Annotated in this window: 20 protein-coding genes; 1 reads left to right on the top strand and 19 read right to left on the bottom strand. The window is 39.1% G+C overall.

The window, feature by feature from the left end:
- Positions 1 to 123: 123 nt before the first annotated feature.
- The 12 genes from BJ095_RS10330 to BJ095_RS10275 form a co-directional block, all read right to left on the bottom strand.
- Positions 124 to 576: a hypothetical protein gene (locus tag BJ095_RS10330; RefSeq protein WP_107932977.1), complete on the bottom strand. Its 453-nt coding sequence runs from the start codon at positions 574 to 576 to the stop codon at positions 124 to 126.
- Positions 577 to 601: 25 nt separating this feature from the next.
- Positions 602 to 1,555 (bottom strand): nuclease-related domain-containing protein, encoded by a 954-nt coding sequence (locus BJ095_RS10325; protein WP_181418033.1) that lies wholly within the window; start codon positions 1,553 to 1,555, stop codon positions 602 to 604.
- Positions 1,556 to 1,784: 229 nt separating this feature from the next.
- Positions 1,785 to 2,525, bottom strand: coding sequence for a 5-oxoprolinase subunit PxpA (locus BJ095_RS10320; RefSeq protein ID WP_181418043.1), 741 nt, complete (start codon positions 2,523 to 2,525; stop codon positions 1,785 to 1,787).
- The gene (locus BJ095_RS10315) at positions 2,526 to 3,395 is read right to left on the bottom strand and encodes a 5-oxoprolinase subunit C family protein (RefSeq protein ID WP_107932971.1); all 870 of its coding nucleotides are present in this window, start codon (positions 3,393 to 3,395) and stop codon (positions 2,526 to 2,528) included.
- Between the two features lie 3 nt (positions 3,396 to 3,398).
- Positions 3,399 to 4,094 carry a 5-oxoprolinase subunit PxpB gene (gene pxpB / locus BJ095_RS10310; RefSeq protein WP_235867632.1) on the bottom strand — a complete coding sequence of 232 codons (696 nt, stop codon included), beginning with the start codon at positions 4,092 to 4,094 and terminating at the stop codon, positions 3,399 to 3,401.
- Positions 4,087 to 4,701 (bottom strand): pyroglutamyl-peptidase I, encoded by a 615-nt coding sequence (locus BJ095_RS10305; protein ID WP_107932969.1) that lies wholly within the window; start codon positions 4,699 to 4,701, stop codon positions 4,087 to 4,089. The genes pxpB and BJ095_RS10305 overlap by 8 nt, the downstream gene beginning before the upstream one ends.
- 94 nt (positions 4,702 to 4,795) lie before the next feature.
- The gene (locus BJ095_RS10300; protein ID WP_146223213.1) at positions 4,796 to 6,340 is read right to left on the bottom strand and encodes a methyl-accepting chemotaxis protein; all 1,545 of its coding nucleotides are present in this window, start codon (positions 6,338 to 6,340) and stop codon (positions 4,796 to 4,798) included.
- Positions 6,341 to 6,471: 131 nt separating this feature from the next.
- Positions 6,472 to 7,596 (bottom strand): Ger(x)C family spore germination protein, encoded by a 1,125-nt coding sequence (locus BJ095_RS10295; RefSeq protein WP_107932966.1) that lies wholly within the window; start codon positions 7,594 to 7,596, stop codon positions 6,472 to 6,474.
- Positions 7,571 to 8,686: a GerAB/ArcD/ProY family transporter gene (locus tag BJ095_RS10290; protein WP_107932964.1), complete on the bottom strand. Its 1,116-nt coding sequence runs from the start codon at positions 8,684 to 8,686 to the stop codon at positions 7,571 to 7,573. Before BJ095_RS10290 ends, BJ095_RS10295 begins: the two co-directional genes overlap by 26 nt.
- The gene (locus BJ095_RS10285) at positions 8,683 to 10,026 is read right to left on the bottom strand and encodes a spore germination protein (protein ID WP_107932962.1); all 1,344 of its coding nucleotides are present in this window, start codon (positions 10,024 to 10,026) and stop codon (positions 8,683 to 8,685) included. Before BJ095_RS10285 ends, BJ095_RS10290 begins: the two co-directional genes overlap by 4 nt.
- Before the next feature lie 257 nt (positions 10,027 to 10,283).
- Complete coding sequence (locus BJ095_RS10280; RefSeq protein ID WP_107932960.1) at positions 10,284 to 11,150, bottom strand: 2-oxoacid:ferredoxin oxidoreductase subunit beta; 867 nt, start codon at positions 11,148 to 11,150, stop codon at positions 10,284 to 10,286.
- Positions 11,150 to 12,889, bottom strand: a complete 1,740-nt coding sequence (locus BJ095_RS10275) for a 2-oxoacid:acceptor oxidoreductase subunit alpha (protein WP_107932958.1) — start codon at positions 12,887 to 12,889, stop codon at positions 11,150 to 11,152. The genes BJ095_RS10280 and BJ095_RS10275 overlap by 1 nt, the downstream gene beginning before the upstream one ends.
- A 314-nt stretch (positions 12,890 to 13,203) precedes the next feature.
- Here BJ095_RS10275 and BJ095_RS10270 point away from each other — a divergent pair, with 314 nt between their 5' ends.
- Complete coding sequence (locus BJ095_RS10270) at positions 13,204 to 14,112, top strand: nuclease-related domain-containing protein (RefSeq protein ID WP_107932956.1); 909 nt, start codon at positions 13,204 to 13,206, stop codon at positions 14,110 to 14,112.
- Positions 14,113 to 14,749: 637 nt separating this feature from the next.
- Here BJ095_RS10270 and BJ095_RS10265 read toward each other — a convergent pair.
- The 7 genes from BJ095_RS10265 to BJ095_RS10235 form a co-directional block, all read right to left on the bottom strand.
- Positions 14,750 to 15,016 (bottom strand): stage V sporulation protein S, encoded by a 267-nt coding sequence (locus BJ095_RS10265; RefSeq protein ID WP_107932954.1) that lies wholly within the window; start codon positions 15,014 to 15,016, stop codon positions 14,750 to 14,752.
- Positions 15,017 to 15,822: 806 nt separating this feature from the next.
- Positions 15,823 to 16,620 carry a TIGR00282 family metallophosphoesterase gene (locus BJ095_RS10260; protein WP_107932952.1) on the bottom strand — a complete coding sequence of 266 codons (798 nt, stop codon included), beginning with the start codon at positions 16,618 to 16,620 and terminating at the stop codon, positions 15,823 to 15,825.
- Between the two features lie 329 nt (positions 16,621 to 16,949).
- Complete coding sequence (locus BJ095_RS10255) at positions 16,950 to 18,638, bottom strand: phospho-sugar mutase (protein ID WP_107932950.1); 1,689 nt, start codon at positions 18,636 to 18,638, stop codon at positions 16,950 to 16,952.
- A 191-nt stretch (positions 18,639 to 18,829) separates the two neighbouring features.
- A complete protein-coding gene (locus tag BJ095_RS10250; RefSeq protein ID WP_107932948.1) occupies positions 18,830 to 19,540 on the bottom strand; it encodes a CpsD/CapB family tyrosine-protein kinase in 711 nt (236 codons plus the stop codon).
- Positions 19,533 to 20,267 (bottom strand): YveK family protein, encoded by a 735-nt coding sequence (locus BJ095_RS10245; protein WP_107932946.1) that lies wholly within the window; start codon positions 20,265 to 20,267, stop codon positions 19,533 to 19,535. Before BJ095_RS10245 ends, BJ095_RS10250 begins: the two co-directional genes overlap by 8 nt.
- Before the next feature lie 117 nt (positions 20,268 to 20,384).
- A complete protein-coding gene (galE, locus tag BJ095_RS10240) occupies positions 20,385 to 21,356 on the bottom strand; it encodes a UDP-glucose 4-epimerase GalE (protein WP_107932944.1) in 972 nt (323 codons plus the stop codon).
- Complete coding sequence (locus BJ095_RS10235; protein WP_107932942.1) at positions 21,353 to 22,537, bottom strand: glycosyltransferase; 1,185 nt, start codon at positions 22,535 to 22,537, stop codon at positions 21,353 to 21,355. Before BJ095_RS10235 ends, galE begins: the two co-directional genes overlap by 4 nt.
- Positions 22,538 to 22,544: the final 7 nt, after the last annotated feature.

Below are 22,544 nucleotides of genomic sequence, written 5' to 3'. Positions count from 1 at the left end.
TGGTGTTGGGTCGCGGGCGCGTGGAAGCAGTTTCAAGTTTGAGATGCGTTTGGTGACGCAGTCTCATAAAGCTACTTTTCCTTCCTAGATACTGCTGCGAACGAGAGGTATGTCCTTTGCAAACTAATTCGTCACAATAAACTCCAAATACTGCTGCGGATCATTCTTCTTCAAAATCGCGAGAAACGTAAAACATAGCTGCACCACCGAATGCCAATTCATCTGGTATCGCTCCTCAAACTGAAACTTAGGCAACAGCAAAACTTCTTTAAAAACAGCTTGCGGTTCCAGCTCCTTTACCTCCAAATATTTCAAAAACGCCAAAAAAAGCTTGTGATCCTGCACCGCAAGCGCCTTCTCCTCCACCAACTTGTCAATTTCCTGCACATCCTGCAACGAATTCGCCTTCCGAAACATCCTATCAAGCTTCTCATCCTGCTTCTGCTGTTTAATCGCGATGAAATCAATAATCTGATTCAAGCTGATGACCTCTTTTCCTTGAGTTTGGGGTACAGCATTAATGAAATCCGCCACCTTTGGACATATATCCGCCAGTTTTTCTAATATATCCGCCAAAATTTATTTATATCCGCCACTTTTTTCAATATATCCGCCAAACGTCTTTGGGGATAAGATAACGACGTCCTTTGTTGCTACCTTCATAGTAAAATTTCATTCTTTTTAATAATTTATTAGCAGAGTCTTCACTCTCTATCAAAAAAAACTCCCTAAACTCGCGATTCGCAATCCACTCGCTCCTCAAAAATCGATAGTCGTGCAGTCCTTGATACAACGGTTCTCTTAATCTTACTCCACAGGTACACACAAACTTGCCATAGTGAAACCTCATCCCACGCCCACACTCACAAATCGCCCCCATCCGAAGTGGCGGGATATCGAATCTCGGCACATAGATACTGGGCTTATGTATGCTTTGCAGATGGGATGTTAGGAGCTCGTAGTGAACGGGTGAAAGCACGGTGTTGCTATACTTTAATAATAACTTTTTTAGCTCTGCAGGCAAACCAATCGCATGGAAAATCTGAAATTCTTCTGGAATAGAGCCAATAATCGTGGAGGAGTCCGCAATCACAACCGCCTTGTGAATCGGCAGCGCCAGCCCCAAGCGCCCGACAACTCTATCCATCAGCTCTGCATGGCGCTGCACCTGATCAAAGGGGCTCTGAAAACTTTCAACCTCCCCCGTTCGCTTCCTGCGCAGAAACTGATGCTTATCTTCCTCGTACCAAATCGTGCCGGAAACATTCTTAATCTCGAGAATCAAAATAAAGTGGGGGCACACAAACAACGTATCCATCTGATGCGAATTGCCGATATCATTAGTAGTTTCATAGCTATGGAGAAGAAGAGCGTTGGTCGGCACGGCAAGCTCCTTCCATAGTCGGTCTACCTTCATCTCCCCTTGATAGCCGATTTCTGCCCGTCGCAACAAAGAACTTACGTAGCCATGCTGCGGATGATTGACATCAATCCGACGTTTTAAAGCATCCAAAACAGTAATTTTTGAGGGAATAGTTCGGTCTTTTATGAACAAAAGCATTCTCCTTTTCAGGTGGGATAATATGAATTGAGGTGTTTTAGTAGAGGAAATTTCGAGTATATAATTCTACTTAGATTTTAACTTGCTAGAAGAAAATCCTGCAATACATTCTCGCAAGATTTTATTTTGGCGGATATTTGAGGTGAAGTGGCGGATTTCACACAAAAATTGGCGGATATAATGAAAAAACTGGCGGATTTCTGCCTCAAAGTGGCGGATATACTTAATCAAACAAAAAACCATCCAGCTCACTAATTCTACGTGCAAACTGCAAAGCGTGCGCACCATCACCATGAATGCATAGGGTTTGTGCGTTTATTTTGATTACTTTCTTCTGAATCGTCCTAACTTCATTAGACAAAAGAATCCCTTTTACATGCTCGAACATTTCATCCTCATTCGTTATCAACGCTTGTTCATTGGAGCGAGAAACTAATGTGCCGTCTTCGTTGTAGTTGCGATCCGAAAAGGCTTCTTCAAAAACAGTCAGCCCCTTCTCCCGAGCAAGTTTAGCGATTAAACTACCCGCTAGGCAATATAGCTTCAGCTTGGGATTTAAATCATATACCGCATCGATGACAGCTTGCGCTTTAGCTGAATCATTGGCACTTTGATTGTAAAGGGCTCCGTGGGGCTTTACATGATGAAGCTCGGTCTTCTCCACGTCAACAAAGCCACGTAATGCACCGACCTGATAAATGATCATGTTATAAATTTCTTCGGGGGTGAAATCCATATTGCGTCGACCAAATCCCTGTAAATCAGGATAGCCTGGATGGGCACCAATCTTCACACCTTTTTCGATCGCACGCTTGACTGTTTGACGCATAATCATTGGGTCTCCTGCATGAAAGCCACAAGCCACATTGATGGAAGTTACATAGTCTAGTATTTCATAGTCATTTCCCATACGAAAGGCACCAAAGCTTTCCCCCATATCACAGTTAATATCCATTCGCATTATCTAGTCACCCTCCTCCATCAAGTGAAACATTACACTACCAAACGTACGCAGCTGCGTGAGCTTGCTCAAATCATCCTCGTGTACAGTTCCGATAATCGGATAACCGCCCACTGTCTGTGCATCTGCCATTAATACGATTGGCTCTCCGCTTGATGGAACCTGAATTGTCCCAAATTGTGTCGCTTCCGAAATGATTTCTTTCTTTTCCTGCAGCAAAAGCCCTTCGCCCTTAAAATAATAGCCCATACGGTTGCCACCTATGTATTGAAAGGAATGAGTCAAAAACCGCTCTACACTCTCATTCGTAAACAGCTCAAAATGTGGTCCCTTATAAACGCGAACTTGAACCACAGTATCAAATTTCGGGCGATAATCCCCCATTAGTCCTCGCATATTTGGAAGGGGCTCTACCTCGCTGCCATACAGAATACTGCCTACGTTTATTGACTCGCCGATGTTAGCAAGAGGATAGCTGGAACGGCTTTTCAAAACGAGCTCTACATTCAAGCCACCCCGGGGGATTAAATAAAGAATTGATCCCTCAACAGCACTTTTCAGAGATAAAATATCGCCTTTTTTCACCCGAAAACTCTTCCAGCTTTCAAGCACTTCTCCATTCAAATAGTAATCTCCCACTGCACCGGTGAGGACGTATGTATGATTACTTAATGCTTCAAATTCAAAGCCGCCCACGAAAATTTCCAAGCAGGCTGCATTTGCTTCATTATTTAATATTTGATTGCCAAGCTCGTAGGAATACCGATCCATCACCCCCGACACGGGAATTCCTTGTGCCCGATATCCAAACCTGCCATAATCTTGTACGCTAGCATGTACTCCCTGGCGTGTCACCTTGAGTAGTGGCTTCATTTACTACACTCTTTCCTGATTCATATTATAAAATTCTTGTTTAGTTATGGCGTAAAATGTGACGGAATCGCCCGTTTGAAATAGCGTCGGTTCGTTATTTTTCACATCAAATAAACGATGGGGAGTTCTCCCGATGATATTCCAGCCGCCTGGAGAATCGATTGGGTAAATGCCGGTTTGCCGCCCACCGATACCGACAGAAGAGGCATCCACAAGCTTTCGAGGTTTCTGCAATCGTGGCACATGGAGCCGTGAGTCCAGCTCACCTAAATACGGAAACCCGGGCAAAAAACCAACTAAATGTACAGCATAGCTTCTTCCACTATGTAAGGAAACAACCTCTTCATAGCTCAATTTCGTATGCTCCATCACTCGTTCCATATCCAGCGCGAACTCCTCATCATAGCAGATGGGCACCGTTAACTCACGCCCAATCAGATGCGATCCATTCATCGTTTCGATTTGGTAGTGCTGCCATTGTTCAAGCAATTTCTCATAGCTTACATGCTGACGTCCCTTTAGATAAACTGTAATCGTATAGTAGCCAGCTACTGTTTCTATAATCTGATGCTGCAAAAATTTGCGAATAAATCGATTAAAATGTTGGACTAACAGAAAGCTTTCCTGTGAAATTTCCTCGCTAAATGCAAAACGAAGTGTGTTCTGGCTGACCCACATCATCTTTGGAAAGTCATTCATTGGCCGAGCTGACCGTTTCCTTTATACATAGCTCTATAGCATTTACTAAATCGCGGATATTCCATCCTGGAATTTTGCCATGTTGAATCGCTAGCTCAAATGACGCAGGTATGTGAATAAAACCAGCCAACACATTGCCCTGATTCTTTGCATAAGCAAGCCCCTCATACATAATGTTGTTACATAGATACGTCCCGGCTGTGTTGGAGATTTCTGCAGGATAGCCCTCCTCATTCAATCGATCTACCATTCTTCGGACCGGTAAGGTTGTTAAATACGCATCCGCACCTTCTTCAGCAATTTTCACATCAACTGGCGCAAAGCCATTATTGTCCGGCTCCCCATCCTTTATATTGATGGCAATTCGTTCAGGTGTTATTTTGTAGCGTCCACCTGCTAGCCCTAGAGAAATAATGATATCAGGCTGCACGTCATCGATATACTCCTTCAATTGATTGGAGGACTTATTAAAATCGACCTCCATAATACGTCCGCAAATCTCGTAATCATCGAAGACTTTTCCATTCAGTACTTCGACAATCTGCATCGTGGGATTGATTTTAAAGCTTAAAAACGGTTCGAATCCAGTTAGTAATATTTTTTTCATTTCACATCGCCTCTATTTTTCTTGGTCTCTCAAAAATAACAAAAAAAACTATTAATCTCAAGTAGAATTCTGAAAATTAATAGTTTTTAATTTATTATATTGTAAACCTTTTAATAGCTGTTGTAAGCGTGCGAATATTTCTTGAGATTTTCTGAATCTCCTCGTGAATTTCTTTGTTAGCGTCAAGCTGATCGGTCGTTGAAGCGGATACTTGCTCGATCATTTTGGCGTTTTCCTTTGAAACCTCGCTCAGGTGCAAGGAGTTGTTGGCCACCTCTTTTGTATTTTCCGTGATGACGTTAATTGTCGATGCTACCTCTCCTATGTGAGGACCGATTTCATTTACTGCTGACACGATTTGCTGGAACTTCGATGCGGTTTGATTTGTCGTATCAATTCCAGTTTGAACGGACTGCAGTGCGCTGCTCATAAATTGTACAGATTGCTTGGAGTCCCCTTGAATCTTCTGAATGATTTCCTCAATCGCTTTTGTGGAATTAACGGACTGTATGGATAGCTTTCGAACTTCGCCTGCCACAACGCTGAAGCCCTTACCGTATTCCCCTGCTCGAGCCGCCTCGATAGCCGCATTCAATGCCAATAAATTTGTTTGCTCTGCAATGGAATTAATGATTTGTATAACCTGCTCGATATCCTTTGAGTGCTCTACTAAAATTTGCATCATATCATAGGATTTCTTCACGGCCTGTTCGATTTCATGCATTTGTTCATTGTTTAGAATGACAAACTGTACTCCTGCATTGGCTTCCTTAACCGTTTGCGTGATATTTTGTTCTATAAAATCAATTCGCTCTGCAATCAGGACAACCCCATCGGCAATTTCCTGTAATGCGTTGGTATTCACATTCAATTGCTCCGTTGACCTAATCGTGGCAGCTGTTAAATCAGACGCATCATGAGAGATATGTATCGATGCTTTTGTTGTCTTTTCTGAAGCAGCCTGTAGCTGATCATTCGCCTTGTGAACTGATACGGCACTTCGCTGAACTGTTTTTAACAGTTCCTTCACTTCGGTGGCCATTTGATTGTAGCTTAACATGACCTCGCCAAGCTCATCCTTTGAGTCATATTGGGCTGTCTGCGTAAAATCCCCTTGCTGTGCTTGCTTTAGCAGCCTTTTCAATTGCCTTGTTGGGAGATTCACGGACCTAGTAGCACCGATACTCAGAATGATAATGATTAAAATCATCCCCACAGAAACGCCTGTTAACAGCATGTAGCCGAATGCTATGTCCTGCTGATGGGAATTTAGTTGGCTTTCTGCTCGAGAAGTTACATATTCCTTCATTTCCTGTGATAAAGTCAGGATCTCGCCTCCATCACCACTTTCAAAGGCAGAAGCTAAATTCGTTATGTAAAATTGCATTTTCGAATCAAACTGATATTCCTTTAACGAGGCATGAGCTTCATTAGCCTGGCTTAGGTCACCTGTATGTACGAACGCCTCCATGTCAGCAATTGCATTAACAGCCAAAAGCTTTTCCTTATACATTTTTTCCGTGTTATTTTCCATTTTGCGCAAATAATCCATACTGAAAATTGCAAAAATACAGTTCGACAATATACAAACAATCATCAAAACTATCAGCCGGTCCTTTACCTGAATATAGCGTTTCATACGCACCTAAATGCACTCCCCTACGCAGTAATACTTTTAGCATAGTTTAGTACTATAAAGTACCTATATATAGAATGTAAAATTTTTGTAAATACAAAAAACGCCTGGAGAATCCTTCTCCAAGCGATTGACTATTGAATTGCCCCGGTACTCTTTAATCCTGGGATAACTTCCACTTCAATTTTTGCATTTTTGTACGCTTCTTCCCATTCTTCGTCCGTCATGCGTTTATTATGCCAAGTCCGTGCCTTATAATCTATACCAAAACCAATGGGGTCATACCCATTCTTGACCAACTCCGTAAGAGCTTCTACAAAGTTCTCTTTCCCCTCCTGTTTAAATAGCTGGTTATAGTAAGTTAATTCTTCTGGGTCTAATGCCTTTTTCGATTCACTTATAAATCCATTTAGATGTATTTTTATATCAAGTTCTACTTGATTGTTGTCTAGAATCTTCACTTTATATTTGGATTTTATTGAATCTATTTTTGTAAAAAAATAGTGCCCTTCTTTTTTTACGAAAAGATCCGCAACCTCCACATTCTTTAATATCATGTTAACTAACAATGTAGCATAGGTATCAAGTTCATGTGGCTCGCCATCATTTGTAAATATTAGGGATTTATTAACCTCGAAATGAGACTCCTCTTTTTTAACCTCGATAATGGGTAGTATTATATCTATACTACTTTCCTTCATTCTTCTAGCGAAATCAAATAAGTAAGTTGATACAATGTATTGACTTTCTGTTCCAATACCGTCAAAGTAGTTAAATAATGCAGGATAAGCTGCATTTTCGCCCTTAGGAATCATTTTTACAATCTTCTCTGCAGAAGGCCTTCCAACCGCAACCCAGGAAATCAATTGGATATCTGGTCTTCTCATTAAAAAATCCAGTAACTCCATCGCTTTATTTTCCTTTAAAAGTTCCTCTCCGATTACGATTAGCTTCGTATGACCAAACTCCAATTCTTTGTCTGAATAGGTTTCCAGGATACGTATTGCCTCAGTCAGTGTCTCCCCTGAGTGCGAAATATAAGAATATTCGGGTTCAGGAGATTGTTTAAAAGATGCAGTAGGTACGTAGAGCTTCAAAGTAATTTTGTAGGGCTTATCCTCTTCCTCTGACTTATCTATGCCAATCATTGAAACAAATACATCCTTATCTATGTCCTTAAATTCGCAACCTGATAGTAAGGTAATTATCGGTATTAGAACTAGAAGAAATAATTTAGTTTTGTTTTGCTTCTTCGGCATCCTTCATTCTCCTTTTTATAAAGAAAAAAAGTATTATCATTAACGGGAAAATTATTACTAAACCGTTATATAAAGTGCTGGAAATTTGGAATAATTGATATTCATTAAGTCTACGGACTAAAAATAAGGATATAGCTATAAAAATAGACACCGGGATAAATTTCCCTACCTTAAAGCCCTTGAATTTAATATTGTCTAAATTGAAAACAAACCTCAAAAATTCCATCGAAACATGCCAGTGAATCAGTATACTTAAAAAAGCAATCCCCAAATAGAAGAATAGAAAAACAAACAGCACACGTTCAATCATGAAAAATTCCATCCTCAACGAATCACTGGTTGAAATCCATGGGTAAACAAGTTTATCTATGCTCTCAAAACCGTTGAATCCTATTGGGATAAAATAAGTAGTAAATAATGTTAAGGTAGCGATAATACCGATTATCGAAATATGCTTCAATTTGAACTTTTGTTTTTGTGTAAAAAATCGGTTAAAGATAAATAGATTGGCTACACCTAGAAATAAAAAAAAGCATGCACCGAATGAATTTACATGCGGCATTTGATTCACATATAATGCTGCTTCCTTAACAAAGTCCCAATTCAAACTCTTACTGCTATAAGCCTTGTAAAAAATAAATAAAATTAATGGAAAAGTAAGTAACAATACAAGTTCAACAGTATATAACACACGGTCAGTCCTCATGAGACACCCAAAAATGACAGATAATATAAGTGTCAGACTAATTTGGGTAATTGGCATCTCGGGAGTAACATATCGTATTAGAAGGAAGGTAAATGTTACTAACGTTATTAATCCTGCCAAAAACCACATTACAGCCAATAAAACCAAAAATGGCTTGTAGAACCATTTAGAGGTCGTTTTCTTTAATAAATCAGGTAATGTCATCCCTGGAAAGGCATTAAAAAAACGTGTATAAACAGTGACGAGAATAGTACCCGCAACTATCCCAAATATCATCGAAGAAACCGCCCCATCCTTATGATATTGGAACAGAATCGCTGGCACTGAAGCGATAATATTGGCCACCATATTAATCAATATTAAGTAGTAATAATATCGGCTCACGTTTTCTCCTCCGAGCTTTTCTTGTTTTTCGAGAAGGCATATATTCTCAAATATGGCTCTCCAAAACTATCCATGTTGACTAAATACATCAGTAATACGAAAAAGCCTAATACTAAACCGGCCAAACCAAATACGCTTGTAATTAGTATCAGTAATAATCGAACAACCCTTATTGAAAATGCCATTTCGTTTACTGGAATAACAAAGGTCGAGATAGCTACAGCCGAAACGATAATAACCATAATATTGGATGCAAGCGATGCTTCCGTAACAGCCGTCCCAAGAATCAGACCTCCTACTGTAGTAGCAGTCGCACTCACTGCTTTTGGCAGTCGAATACTGGCCTCCAATAGTAATTCCATAAAAAACAGCATGAACAAAACTTCTATAAAGGAAGAAAAGGGAACCCCGACTCGACTTCCTGCTACCGTCAAGGCCAATTCAGTTCGGAATACTTCAGGAGTAAATGAAGTAACTCCTACATAAACAGCAGGTAGAAGAAGACTTAGAAATAGTCCCGCGTAGCGAAGTATCCTTAAAAATAAGGAAATCACGAAAGTATGATAATTATCTTCCATGGTTGTCATGAAATCGAAAAATACTGCTGGCGTTGCCACTGCTTGCGGGTTTCCATCTACAAAAAGAATAACTTTACCCCCGGCCAAATTGTAGATGATTCGATCGGGACGTTCAGTCATAATCATTTGAGGGAAAATCGTGATGGGCTTATCGTTTATATAGTTATTCAATTGAGTTGTTGACGAAATGAGCTGTTTATCAACCTTTTGAAGCTTTTCTCGAATGGTATCCAAAACATTGGTTTTCACTTTATCTTTATCATAGATAATCGCAACTTTATGCTGGTTCACTTCTCCTTCAACAATATACTCAACCGTTAAGGAAGGCTGGTGATAGTTTGTTCGGATGATATTAATGTTGGTTGCCAGGTTATCACTGAAGGCAAGCTGAGACCCATGAATCGTGGTCTCGATGGATGTTTGATTAACCTCGTCGTTTTTCGATAATCTAAAATCAAGCAAGTAATATTCATTTTGAATGACAATTAAAGTATTGCCCTTCATCACTTCCAGCTGTACCTGTTCTTTTGATGTAATCTCCTGAAACTGCGGCAATGCGTGCAAATATAAATTAAGCTGCTCCTCCGATGACATCTCAAAGAAGGGTTTAATCACAAACTTTTCAAGCATATCCATATCAATAAGCGATTTTATATAAAACAGCAAAAGATGTTTATTATCGTATTCCATGTTCTTTTCGATTAATTCATTCGTATCCTTGAACTGATCATATATCCACTTGATGCTATCCTTTGAAGACATTTTAATTCCTCAATCCTCTAGTAAGAATCATCTTTAGCTTAACCAATAATAGGATGACGATTCATTGTTTTGGTAAATTGAACAAGGTTTGTTATTGCGGGATTCGTGTGGAAGAATGAGCATGCTCTGGGTGATAAAAGTTTGTGACTTTAATAAATTTTTGCCTTGTGGATTTGAAAGTGGCTTGATTATTGAAGAAAGTGGGTGTCCCCAAGCAAATAAAAAAACTCCCACCAAAAATGATGGGAGCCTCTTACTTACATAAATTCTTTTACTAAATCGTTAAATTGACCTTCGTCCAGGTTCATGTCTAGTTCAGAAAGTGGTTGTTCTGAGTAGCCAGGAACTTTTTCTTGGTATGACTTTGTTTCTAGGTCTTGGTAGATAATACCCGTTACTAGGCCTTCTTTTTCCATGACTGTTTGCATTGCTAGCTCTCTGTTTTGAGGGTCATAGCCTTCGATGTCAGCTAGCTTTGTTAGGTTCTCTTTGAACCATTCATATGTGTTGATTTTGTTGTAAGTTACACATGGGCTGAACACGTTGATGAAAGAGAATCCTTTGTGCTGGATACCAGCTTCGATTAAAGCTGTTAACTCTTTAATGTCAGTTGAGAAGCCTTGTGCTACGAATGTTGCCCCAGCAGATAATGCTACTTCCAACGGTTTTAATGATGGCTCGATTGCCCCACCAGGAGTCGATTTCGTGATGAAACCTTGTGCTGAACGTGGAGAAGTTTGCCCTTTTGTTAAACCATAGATTTGGTTATCCATTACTACATAAGTTACGTCGATGTTACGACGGATGGCATGTACTGTATGTGCCATACCAATGGCAAATCCATCTCCATCTCCACCTGACGCGATTACGTTTAGATCACGGTTGGCCATTTTCAGACCTTGTGCGATTGGTAACGCACGACCGTGAATTCCGTGGAATCCGTATGAGTTGATGTAACCAGCGATACGACCTGAACAGCCGATCCCAGCAACAACTGCTAATTCATGTGGCTCGATGCCAACATTTGCTGAAGCACGTTGAATTGCTGCTTGTACTGAAAAGTCACCACAGCCTGGGCACCAGTTTGGTTTCACTGAGTTACGAAAATCTTTAAAAGTTGCCATTAGTCAAGCAGCTCCTTTACTTTATTTTCTAGCTCACGAGGTAGGAACGGTGTACCGTCATATTTCGTGATGCTGTGAGTTTTGCTGTGACCGCCAATATTTAACTTCATAATATTCGCAAGCTGAGCTGTTTTGTTGTTTTCCACAACGATAACCTTTTTCGCACCATTTACTAATGCAGCCATTTCCTCTGATGGGAATGGGAATAGTAAACGAATATGTGCGTGGTTTACCTTCTTGCCTTCAGTAGTTAAACGCTCCTGCACTTCTTCAAGTGCACCGCGAGTTGAGTTAAATCCTACTAATAACACATCCGCTTCATCATGAGGTGCATTCACATAAACTGGCGTATCGAAATTTAGCTTCTCTAGCTTGCGGAAACGTTTGTCCATTTGAACTTGACGGTTCCCTGCAGATTCACTTGGCTTACCAGTTTCGTCATGCTCAACACCAGTAACGTGGTGAATTCCGTTTTCAGTACCTGGTAATACACGTGTAGAAACGCCGTCTTCTGTATTTTCATAACGCTTGAAGTAATCTTTGTTTTCTGTTGGCTCAAGATCCTCGAAGGCAATTTTCCCCCGACGAATTTCGATTTTACTATAGTCAAATGGTTCAGTCGTTTGCTTACCAAGTGATAATTGTAAATCTGTCATGATGATGACAGGTAATTGTAATTCCTCAGCTATGTTAAATGCTTGGATTGTATCGAAGAACGCTTCTTCCAATGTTGAAGGCGCGATTACCACTTTCGGAATTTCACCGTGTGTACCGTATAGCATCGCCATAAGATCTGACTGTTCTTGCTTTGTTGGAAGACCAGTTGATGGACCTCCACGTTGTGTATCCACAATTACTAATGGCTGCTCAGTCATACCTGACAACCCGATTGCTTCCATCATAAGTGATAGACCAGGACCAGCTGAAGCTGTGAATGAACGCACGCCACCGTAGTTTGCACCGATTGCCATTGTTGCTGCTGCGATTTCGTCCTCTGTTTGGATAACTGCACCACCAAATTTTGGGAGCTTTTTGATTAAGTATTCCATAATTTCAGAAGCCGGTGTAATTGGATAAGCTGCCATGAAGCGTGAACCTGCTGCAAGTGCTCCTAAAGCGATTGCATCGTTCCCGATCATGAACATACGGCGTTTTCCATCAGCTGGAGCAAGCTCCCATTCACCAACGCGATCGCCTAGAAGCTCACTCATGATGTCATATCCTTGTTGGATTGCCTCCATGTTTTTCTTAACGACTTCTTCACCTTTGCGTCCGAAGATTTCATCGACTAGGCTTTGGAATACAGAAGTATTTAAGTTTAATAATGCCGCTGTCGAGCCAATGGCAACCATGTTTTTCATAAGTGACGTTCCTAATTCTGTTGCAATTTCAGTAAATGGAACGATGAAAACAGGAGCTTTTGAATCTTCTGGCTGAACCGGCTTGAACTTTGCATCCGCTAGAATAATACTTTTTTCTGTAAGCTCTTTGTAGTTAACCTCGATTGTTTCTTGGTCAAATGCTACTAATATATCTAAATCGTCCGCAATAGAACGTACCTCTGTTGGACGAACTGTAATTTTATTATTCGTATGGCCACCTTTAATGCGTGAAGAGAAATGACGATAGCCGTATAGGTGGTAACCTAAACGATTCATAGCCATTGAGAAAATTTCACCCGTACTCTCAATACCTTCACCTTGCTGCCCACCGACTTTCCACGAAAGCTGATGTAACATAATAACAACTCCTTAAAAACGGTTTTTATATCTTTTTTTCCTTCATTAGTTTAACACGAACAAATCTCATAAACTATCGTAAATACTGGATTTTCTTTAAAATCAGACCTTTGACGGAAAGTAAGTTCACGAGATTGTTGACATTAGTCAGCGCTTAGTATGAGCTTGATTAGATTAGAAGAAAATTTTACCAATATCCTAATTTTCATTTATTTTTCCATAGTAAAAAATTATTTTGGAGATTTGTTAGATTTTAGGTAATTTTTTTACTAAAATATAGGTATCTAATAACCTAGCGAAAGGACTTAAACAATTTGATTTATAAAGCCCGAACAGAATCCCCAGAGCTAAAGCTACTAAAAGCCCTCAAAAATCGGTACCCTTCCCCCATAACAAATCAAACCTACTATACTCTCAATAAAGGCTATGTAGGCGAGGTATTATTTGATCAGCTAATCGAAAAACTTACATGTCCATGTCTAGTTTTGAACGATCTACTTCTGCAAGTAAACAATCAAACCTTTCAAGTGGATGCATTAATGATTTTAAGTAATCAAATTCATGTTTTCGAAGTGAAAAATTTAGAGGGTGATTATTTTTACGAAAAGGAATGCTTTTTTCCGAGAAATAAACCCGGAAATGAGATATCCAATCCCTTACTGCAGTTAGAACGAGCAACCTCCCTGCTACGTCAGCTTTTACAAAAATTAGATTTCCCCATTTCGATTCAGTCTTCAGTGATCTTCATCAACCCTAAATTTGTTTTATATCAGGCTCCTATGGATAAACCGATACTCTTTGCAAATCAGCTCGACCGTTTCATACAAAAATTTAATTCAATCCAAACCCCATTAGGCAAAAAGCAACAACAGTTAGCCGCAAAATTACTTTCATTAAATGAAAACGAAACCCCCTACAAAAGGCTCCCCACCTACCAATATCAAGACCTACGCAAGGGCATTACTTGCTCAGCTTGTCATTCGTTTTCGGTGGAGGTCCAACATAGCAAATGCATCTGTAGCGATTGCGGATTTGAGGAAAAGGTGAAAGCTGCCGTTCTGAGGAGTGTGGAGGAATTTAAGATGTTATTCCCGGACGAGAAAATCACGACTAACCGAATCTATGAATGGTGTAAGATTATTGCTTGCAAAAAAAAAGTGCAACGTATTTTAAGCAGTAATTACAAAAAAGTCGGAGTACATCAATGGAGTTACTATGAATAAAACTTAGTTGAGCTTTTGAGATTTAGTTAGTCTTTTGATTGATTAAAAGAGAGAGATCAACTTGCAACAAATAAAGTGTCCTTCATCTACACGGTGAAAGACATTTTTCTTGTTTGCTATCATGCTAGTGTCCTTCATCTACCGGATGAAAGACACTTTTCTTGTTTACTATTAAGCTATCGTCCTTCATCTACCCGCTGAAAGACACTTTTCTATTTTACTATCATGCTATCGTCCTTCATCTACCCGCTGAAAGACACTTTTCTTGTTTACTATTAAGCTATCGTTCTTCATCTACCCAATGAAAGACACTTTTCTTGTTTACCATTAAGCTATCGTTTTTCATCTACCCGCTGAAAGACACTTTTCTTGTTTACTATTAAGCTATCGTTCTTCATCTACCCAATGAAAGACACTTTTCTTGTTTACTATTAAGCTATCGTTCTTCATCTACCCAATGAAAGACACTTTTCTTTTTACAATCAACTTATTGTCCTTCACTTCTCTAATGTATTTCCAATTTCCATCTAATCTATGCACATAAAAAACAAAGTAATATACTCCCACAATTCACACTAAAAAAGCCCTCCAAACCAGCATCTCTGCCGGTTTGAAAGGGCTCCAACTTTTTAAACGTTTATCGAGTTCTTTTTTCAACGACTAACTTTAATGCCGTGCGATCTTCCCCACCGATAGTGATATCTGCGAACGCGGGTGCACAAATTAAGTCCGTGCCACTTGGCGCAACGAAACCTCGTGCAATCGCAACTGCCTTTACTGCCTGATTTAATGCACCTGCACCTACAGCTTGCATTTCTGCATACCCTTGCTCTCGAATAACAGCAACAAGCGCACCTGCAACAGAATTTGGATTAGAGCGAGACGATACTTTTAATGAATCCACATTTATTCCTCCCCATATTAGCTATATTTTTAGATGTTGAATGAAGCATCGGTTAGTAGGCGTTCATTCAAAGGACTTCAACTTAGTGTCCGTATCACATTTTATGTCGCTAATTTACAAATTAGAATCGCATCTAGTCCAAATTGGAAGTTAAAACGATTTATTTTTTCGAGATTTATAGAAACCTATTATTATTGTGGGGATGAAAACTTACCTTGGGGTGCGTGTTTTTGAGTGCAAGAAATGGGATCTAGTTCTTGTAAGGAGCTTAGATTTATTTAAGAGAATAAAGATTAGTTGCTTTCATTTTGTTAAAAAGCGCACACTTTTGAGAATCTCGCCCGTTCAATATGAAATGAATCATAATAAATTCTCAATAAATTTGGCACAAATTTATTAAACACTCTTGCTTTTTCTTAACTAGGTTGCAAGCTTTAGTTACTCAAGTGAATTGTTAAGGGTAAGGACTTAAGGATTAGTTACTTTCTTAAATTGCAAAGCGTACGCATCTACTGAATCTTGCCACCTCTAGCAATAATCTGGCCACTTTTTGTAAAAATTCAGCCACTTTCTTCAATAATCTAGCCAGTTCAAAATTCCACTTGCCTTTGTAGTTTATAATTAATAAATTTAGCATAAATTTATTAACACTTTCTATCTTTTTTTATTATTATTCGCGTAAGTAATACTCCGAAAATATATCCGTCAGAATCATTGTTGATCTGCCAGTTTGCCCTGCCAAATCAAAACGTGCAATGCACCTCCAGCAACTATAAAAGCCCACCAAAATTGGTGGGCTTTCAATACTACCCTTTAAAAGGATAATCTGCATTGATATAAATACGTTCGCAGTGCAGAGCTTTTCCTGTCTTATCATCAATCTCAACGAAGAAGCCGCTCAGGACTTCGCGACCTTCTTTAGGGACTTCGAAGCGGGCTGGCATGTTGGTTTGGAATTTGTAGATGACGCTTTCTTTTTGCATTCCCAGGATTTCATCGTATGGGCCTGTCATGCCTACGTCAGTGATATAGGCTGTGCCTCCTGGGTAGATGCGGCTGTCTGCAGTTTGGACATGTGTGTGTGTGCCCACTACTGCTGAAACGCGGCCGTCTAAGTGCCAGCCTAATGCGATTTTCTCACTTGTTACTTCTGCATGGAAGTCGACAAATACTAATGGAGATGTTTTGCGCGCTTCCTCGACTAGCTTGTCGGCCATTGCAAATGGGTCCTCGTGGGGTGGCAAGAAGACACGGCCATGTAAGTTGATAACCGATAATGTCACACCATTCTTCGAAATTTGGACCATCCCTTTACCGGGCGCCTCCTCGGAGAAGTTGGCTGGGCGAATTAAGTAATCTGCATCGTCGATAAATTCGAAGATGTCTTTATTATCCCAAGTGTGGTTCCCCATTGTGATGACGTCCACACCAACCTGTAGCAATTGCTGGTAAATCTTTTGTGTAATTCCGCGACCCGCTGCTGCGTTTTCACCATTGGCAATCACGACATCGGCAGCATATTTTCTTTTTAAACGTGGTAGATATTTTTCAACGGCTTCACGGCCTATCGATCCTACGATATCACCAATAAAAATTACTTTCATGTTATAAATCACTCTTTCTCACTAAATCAGTCTATTCATTTTAACACTCCAATCACATTTTGCGCAAAATAACTGGAAAAATAAAAAAATCACTAGTGCACCCTCGCCTAGTGATCATGGTTTCAATGCTCGACTAATCAACTGAAACATGCTAAACATAGCTATCCATAAAGGAATCGATAGCAAAAACGCTATAAAGACCCCTTTGAAAAAGTTTCCGTCTTCTTTCATTAATAACAAACCCTTTTTCCCTATTACTTACCAAGTGAAAACAGGATTATTCAACAAAATAAAAAACCGCACCCCAAAACTAAAGGTGCAGCCCAACATCAAAGAATGCCTGATTTAATTTTCTCTAACAACAAACTTGCTTCCTCATCGCTCTCTGCTACTACGCCAAAATAATATTTGCATTTTGGTTCAGTGCCTGATGGGCGGATGGCAATCCATGCATCGTTTGCTAAGACGATTTTGATTGCATTTTCTTTTGGTAATGTGATATCCAACGTTAACCCATCTGCTAACGTCGCTACGCTACTTAGATAATCCTCTACTCTTGCAACTGGAATGCCTGCAATTTCAGAGGGGATGTTTTCACGGATTTTGTTTAGAATGGCGTTCATTTGCTCCTGACCATCTTTTCCTTCAAATACCTGTGAAACAAGGGCTTCTTTATGGTAGCCAAATTCTTTATGCAAATCGTTTAGGACGTCCAATAAGGATTGGCCTGCCTTAGAATAATATGCTGCCATTTCCGCAACTTTTAGAGCAACTTGCACTGCATCTTTGTCGCGGGCGAAGGTTTTGATTAGGTAACCATAGCTTTCTTCATAACCAAATAAGAAGGTACGCTCACCAGACTTTTCAAATTCCTCAATTTTTTCGGCGATGTATTTGAAGCCTGTTAATGTGTTAATCACATCGGTATTATAATGGGCGGCAATTTTAGCACCTAGCTCGGCTGTTACGATGGTTTTGATCATCACACCATTTGCAGGTAATGTCCCGTTATGAAGATGTGTTTGGAACAGATAGTGTAATAATAAGGCACCTAGTTGATTTCCTGTTAGCAGCTCGTAATTGGCACCATTTCGCACGGCTACACCTAACCGGTCAGCGTCAGGATCTGTTGCTAATAATAATTCTGCCCCTACCTTTTCACCAAGCTCCATCGCTAATTTAAATGCTGCTGGCTCCTCAGGATTTGGATAAGATACCGTTGGAAAAGCACCATCTTGGATTGCTTGTTCTTCTACAAGATGCACGTTGCTAAATCCAAATTGCTTTAACCCTTCTGTTACAGGCACCAATCCAGCACCATGTAGTGGTGAATAGACAATTTTCATCTCGGAATCGATAGCACTGTTTTCTTTTAGTGTCAGTAGGTTATCCATAAACTTTGCGTCTAGCTCATCTAAAATCCACTTTACATATCCTTGTGATTCTAGTTTCTCTATATCCTCGACCACAATTTCAAAGATATCCTCGATTTGCTCCATATGTTGTACGATTTGCTTTGCTCCAGTAGGAACAAGCTGTGCACCGTCTTCACCATAAACCTTGAAGCCATTATATTGTTTGGGATTATGACTAGCTGTAATAACTACACCGGCAAATGCATTGAGCTCCCTAACAGTATAGGATAGCTGTGGCGTTGGGCGGGGCTCCTTGTAAATATATGTAGTAATCCCATGTGCACCTAGTACACTCGCAGTTTCTACAGCAAATTCTCTTGAGAAATGGCGTGTATCATAGGCTAGAACAACACCACGTTTTTTCGCTTCTTCCCCATTTGACTCGATATAGCGGGCTAGTCCTTCTGAAACGCGACGAATCGTGAAGATATTCATACGGTTCGTGCCGGCACCTAGTACACCTCGCATTCCACCTGTTCCAAAGGATACATATTGATAGAAACGATCCTCAATTGCCTTCTCATCTTGTAAAATTGAATCTAGCTCTTCTAATAAGTAATTTGGTAGATTATTTGATCTCCATTTTGTATAAAGTTCCTTCATAAAACACCTTCCTAGTCCATTAGCAACAACAATTTAACTTTTCTATTCCAGATTATACACTAAATTACATAAGCTAATTGTCGAAACATGTATATAATATGTAAATTTATTCAAAAAACAAGTCACTTTACCTAAAAAAATAAAAGTTGTCCCTCCACGTAGCAGTGAGAAACAACTCCGAACACGGAAGCTTAATTTGAATAGGCATAATAGTTTTGATAATGATCTTTTGGCATTTTGTAGTTATTTAACACAGCTCCGATAATTCTTGCTTTAGAAGCTACAAGTATTTCCTCTGACTTTAAAAAATCCTTTTTCTCAGAAATACCAGAGTTCACGACTAACAATGTGCCGTCACATTTATTTCCTAAAATTTGTGAGTCGGATACAGATATAATAGGTGGTGCGTCAAAAATAATAAGGTCGTATTTTTTCTTTACTTCCTCCAGAAAATTATCCATATTACTGGATGCTAGTAATTCAGATGGGTTTGGCGGAATCGGTCCACTCGGAAGAAAGTGTAAGCCTGCAATCGGTGATTCTTGAATTACATTAAATAAAAAATATTTTCCAACCAATATATGCGTTAAGCCTGTCAGGTTTTTAAGATTAAACGTGTAATGCAAAGTAGGTTTACGTAAATCTGCGTCAACTAACAGCACTCTTTTTCCTTCCTGTGCAAAGACAACCGCAATATTTGCCGCATTTGTTGACTTTCCCTCTCCCGGAGAAGAAGAAGTGATTAAAATCGTTTTTAGTTCATCCTCCGGCATAGAGAAATTGATATTGGCTCGGATTGTTCGAAATTGCTCTGAGATTAAGGAATTATTATCTGAGATTGTAATAAGAGTTCGTGGCATCTTTGCTTGTTTTTTCAACTTTCTCTTTTTCTTGTTAAACAATTACATTTCTCCTTTGCTCTTGGAGTTTCTTCTTAGACCTATTTCTTTCCTCTGATTCAAATGGGCTTATTACTCCTATAATCGGGATACTCGAAATTTCCTCAATGTCTTTTTCGGTTTTAATCGTTGTATCGAAAACTTCGATTAAGAAGACTAGTCCAATGCCAAGTAGGAGGCTAACTACACCAGCAATTGCAACGTTTAGAATTTTGTTTGGTTTAATCGGCTTAGCATTTTCGTTAAATTTTGCCGATGATAAGATATTGATATTATCAACGTTCATAAGCTTTGGAATTTCTTCTTTAAAGACATCCGCCGTTTTATTCGCTAAGTCTACTGCCTGTTTCTCATTTGAATCTCTTGCGATGATATTCACTACTTTTGAGTTGACCTGGTTCGAGACTGTGATTTGTTGAGATAATGCTTCTGAGGTGCTGTCCAGTTTAAGCTCTTCTATTACCTTGTTTAAAATGGCTGGACTTTTGATAATGACATTATACGTATCAATCAACTGTAAATCAGACTCGTTTCGTGACCATGGATCTCCCTCTGGACTCGTACTTTTTTGGTTAACTAAAATTTGTGTTTGAGCCTGAAAAATATCAGGAAGGAGATAATAATTGATTCCTGCTACTATTCCTGAAACAATTACTACAATACTTAAAATTAGGAAGATTCTTTTCTTAATGACCTTCACTATGTCTTGTATGCTATTTTTTTCTAACATTTTATCAATCCTCCCTGTAGAAAAATAAAATGTAGCAGCTTATTTTCAAATCTATGAGTATATGCTTTCTTTTTATTCTATAAACTTTAATTGTCTTTTATTCTAACTTTATTTCTATTAATATCTTTGGTTTTTATGCCATTTCCAAGCACTTTCAATAATTTGCATTAAATTTTGCTCAGCTTTCCAACCAAGCTCCGTTTCAATTTTTTTACTTGCTGCTACCAATCTACCAGGATCTCCCGCACGTCTTTCACTTTCTTCCACTCTAGCCTTCAATCCCGTTACCATTTCACATGCTGTAATCACTTCTTTAACAGAATAACCTTGGCCATTACCTAAATTATAAATCTCATTTTTCACTTTGCCTGAAAGCAATGCATCCAATGCTATGATATGGGCCTTTGCGATGTCTGTTACGTGAATATAATCACGAACACAAGTGCCATCCGGTGTAGCATAATCTGTCCCAAAAACAGAAACCTTTTCACGTACCCCAACTAAATGCTGTAAAATAATTGGAATTAAATGCGTTTCAGGTGTATGACTTTCACCAATCTCACCAGTTTCATGTGCACCAGCTGCATTAAAATAGCGTAATGCAATATACTGAAGACCATAAGCATTACCAAAGTCAGCAAGCATCTGTTCAATCATTAATTTAGATTGTCCATAAGGATTGATTGGTGCTGTAGCAACTGTTTCATCAATGTGTTCTATATCCGGCAAACCATAAGTAGCTGCAGTAGAAGAAAAAATAAAGTTTTTCACATCATGCTTTAACATGGCTTTTAATAAATTGAATGTCGCAACGACATTATTTTCATAATATTTTAATGGATGACTAACTGATTCCCCTACTAAACTTGCGGCAGCAAAATGCATCACTGCTTCAATCGGATACTTTGAAAAGAGATTGTCTAAAAGCGTGGCATCCCTTAAATCTCCTTCTACAAAATCCGCTTTATAATCTAAGGAAACAAGATGTCCAGTTGAAAGATTATCAAGTACTAATACTTCCCTATTTGCTGCCAGGTCTTTTACAAGATGGCTACCTATATATCCTGCTCCACCAACTACTAAAATCATACATTTACACCTATTTTGCTAGAAATAATTTCATCCTCTCGTTGATAGTGCTCACAGACTAAAAGTTCTAAGTGCTGCTTATAGATATCACACCGACTATCCCATGAATTTTCCTTGGCGATTTTCAGGCGCTCCATTGTACGTTTTTCGTAATCACTTTCAATCGCTTTTAACACTTTTTCTGTAAAGGCATCTACGTTCTCACCAATTTCAATCAAATCCTCAAACAAAACTAAATCTGGAAGAGCAGTTGCAACAATTGGTTTCCCTGTTGCAAAACACTCAAAGAGCTTCGCTGGGAAAGTCCCTTTCGTAAATTCCGTAATTTTATAAGGTAAAATGAATACATCACTATCTTTTAAGACATTTGGTAAAGCCTCATGAGAAACTGCGTGCTGGTGAATCAGCTTTTCATGCTGAATAGGAATTCCTTCAGCTGCTGGACCAATCAATTTCACAACGACTCCCTTGTCCAACAAACCCTCAATAATAGCCCAATCGATTCGATACAGGTCAATTCCACCAAAATACGTTGCTATCAATGGATTTTCACTCCGTGTTTTCACATCATAAATTGAATGAAAATTTTCAAAATGAACAGCAGCTGGTATCTTTGCAATTTTTTCATGTTTGTCCCTATGTTTTTTATAGAGATGCACTGAATCAACAATTAAAAGATCGGATTTAGAAATTAGCTGATTCTCCGTTGTTAGCATATCCTTGGGGATTCCAGGAAACATTTCGAAATTTAACACACAGTCATATACGACTTTTGCAGGGTTGAGTTCATGTATAAGTTGAAGAGCACTTGATGTTGGCAGGTAAGAAATGAATACGATAGGTTTGTTGGATGATTGCTTAATTTTTTTAGCTAATGTGGGTATAAATAGACCTTTGTTTACGAGTCTAAAAATTTTTAATGTAGGTGGTAGAACAAATGGAGGAATGATTTTCAGGTCATCGATTTTAGCACTTAACCTATTTTGTATTTTGCTGCGATTTAAGCCTCTATTAACTCGTTCAATCGCTTTAAGAAAATTTGGATTTCGTAGCCCTGTTGTTTCAACAAAAGTTACATCTGTATATTGAGCAAGATATTCTGCTATGATTTGATGTCTCTGCCATAAAAAATCCCATTTAATACTTGATAAGATGACAACATGTACGTCGTTAAGCTTCATATATCCT

The sequence above is a fragment of the Ureibacillus chungkukjangi genome, assembly GCF_003217295.1.
In the GTDB taxonomy this organism is placed as follows: domain Bacteria; phylum Bacillota; class Bacilli; order Bacillales_A; family Planococcaceae; genus Ureibacillus; species Ureibacillus chungkukjangi.
This window is presented reverse-complemented; position numbering and strand designations above follow the sequence as displayed.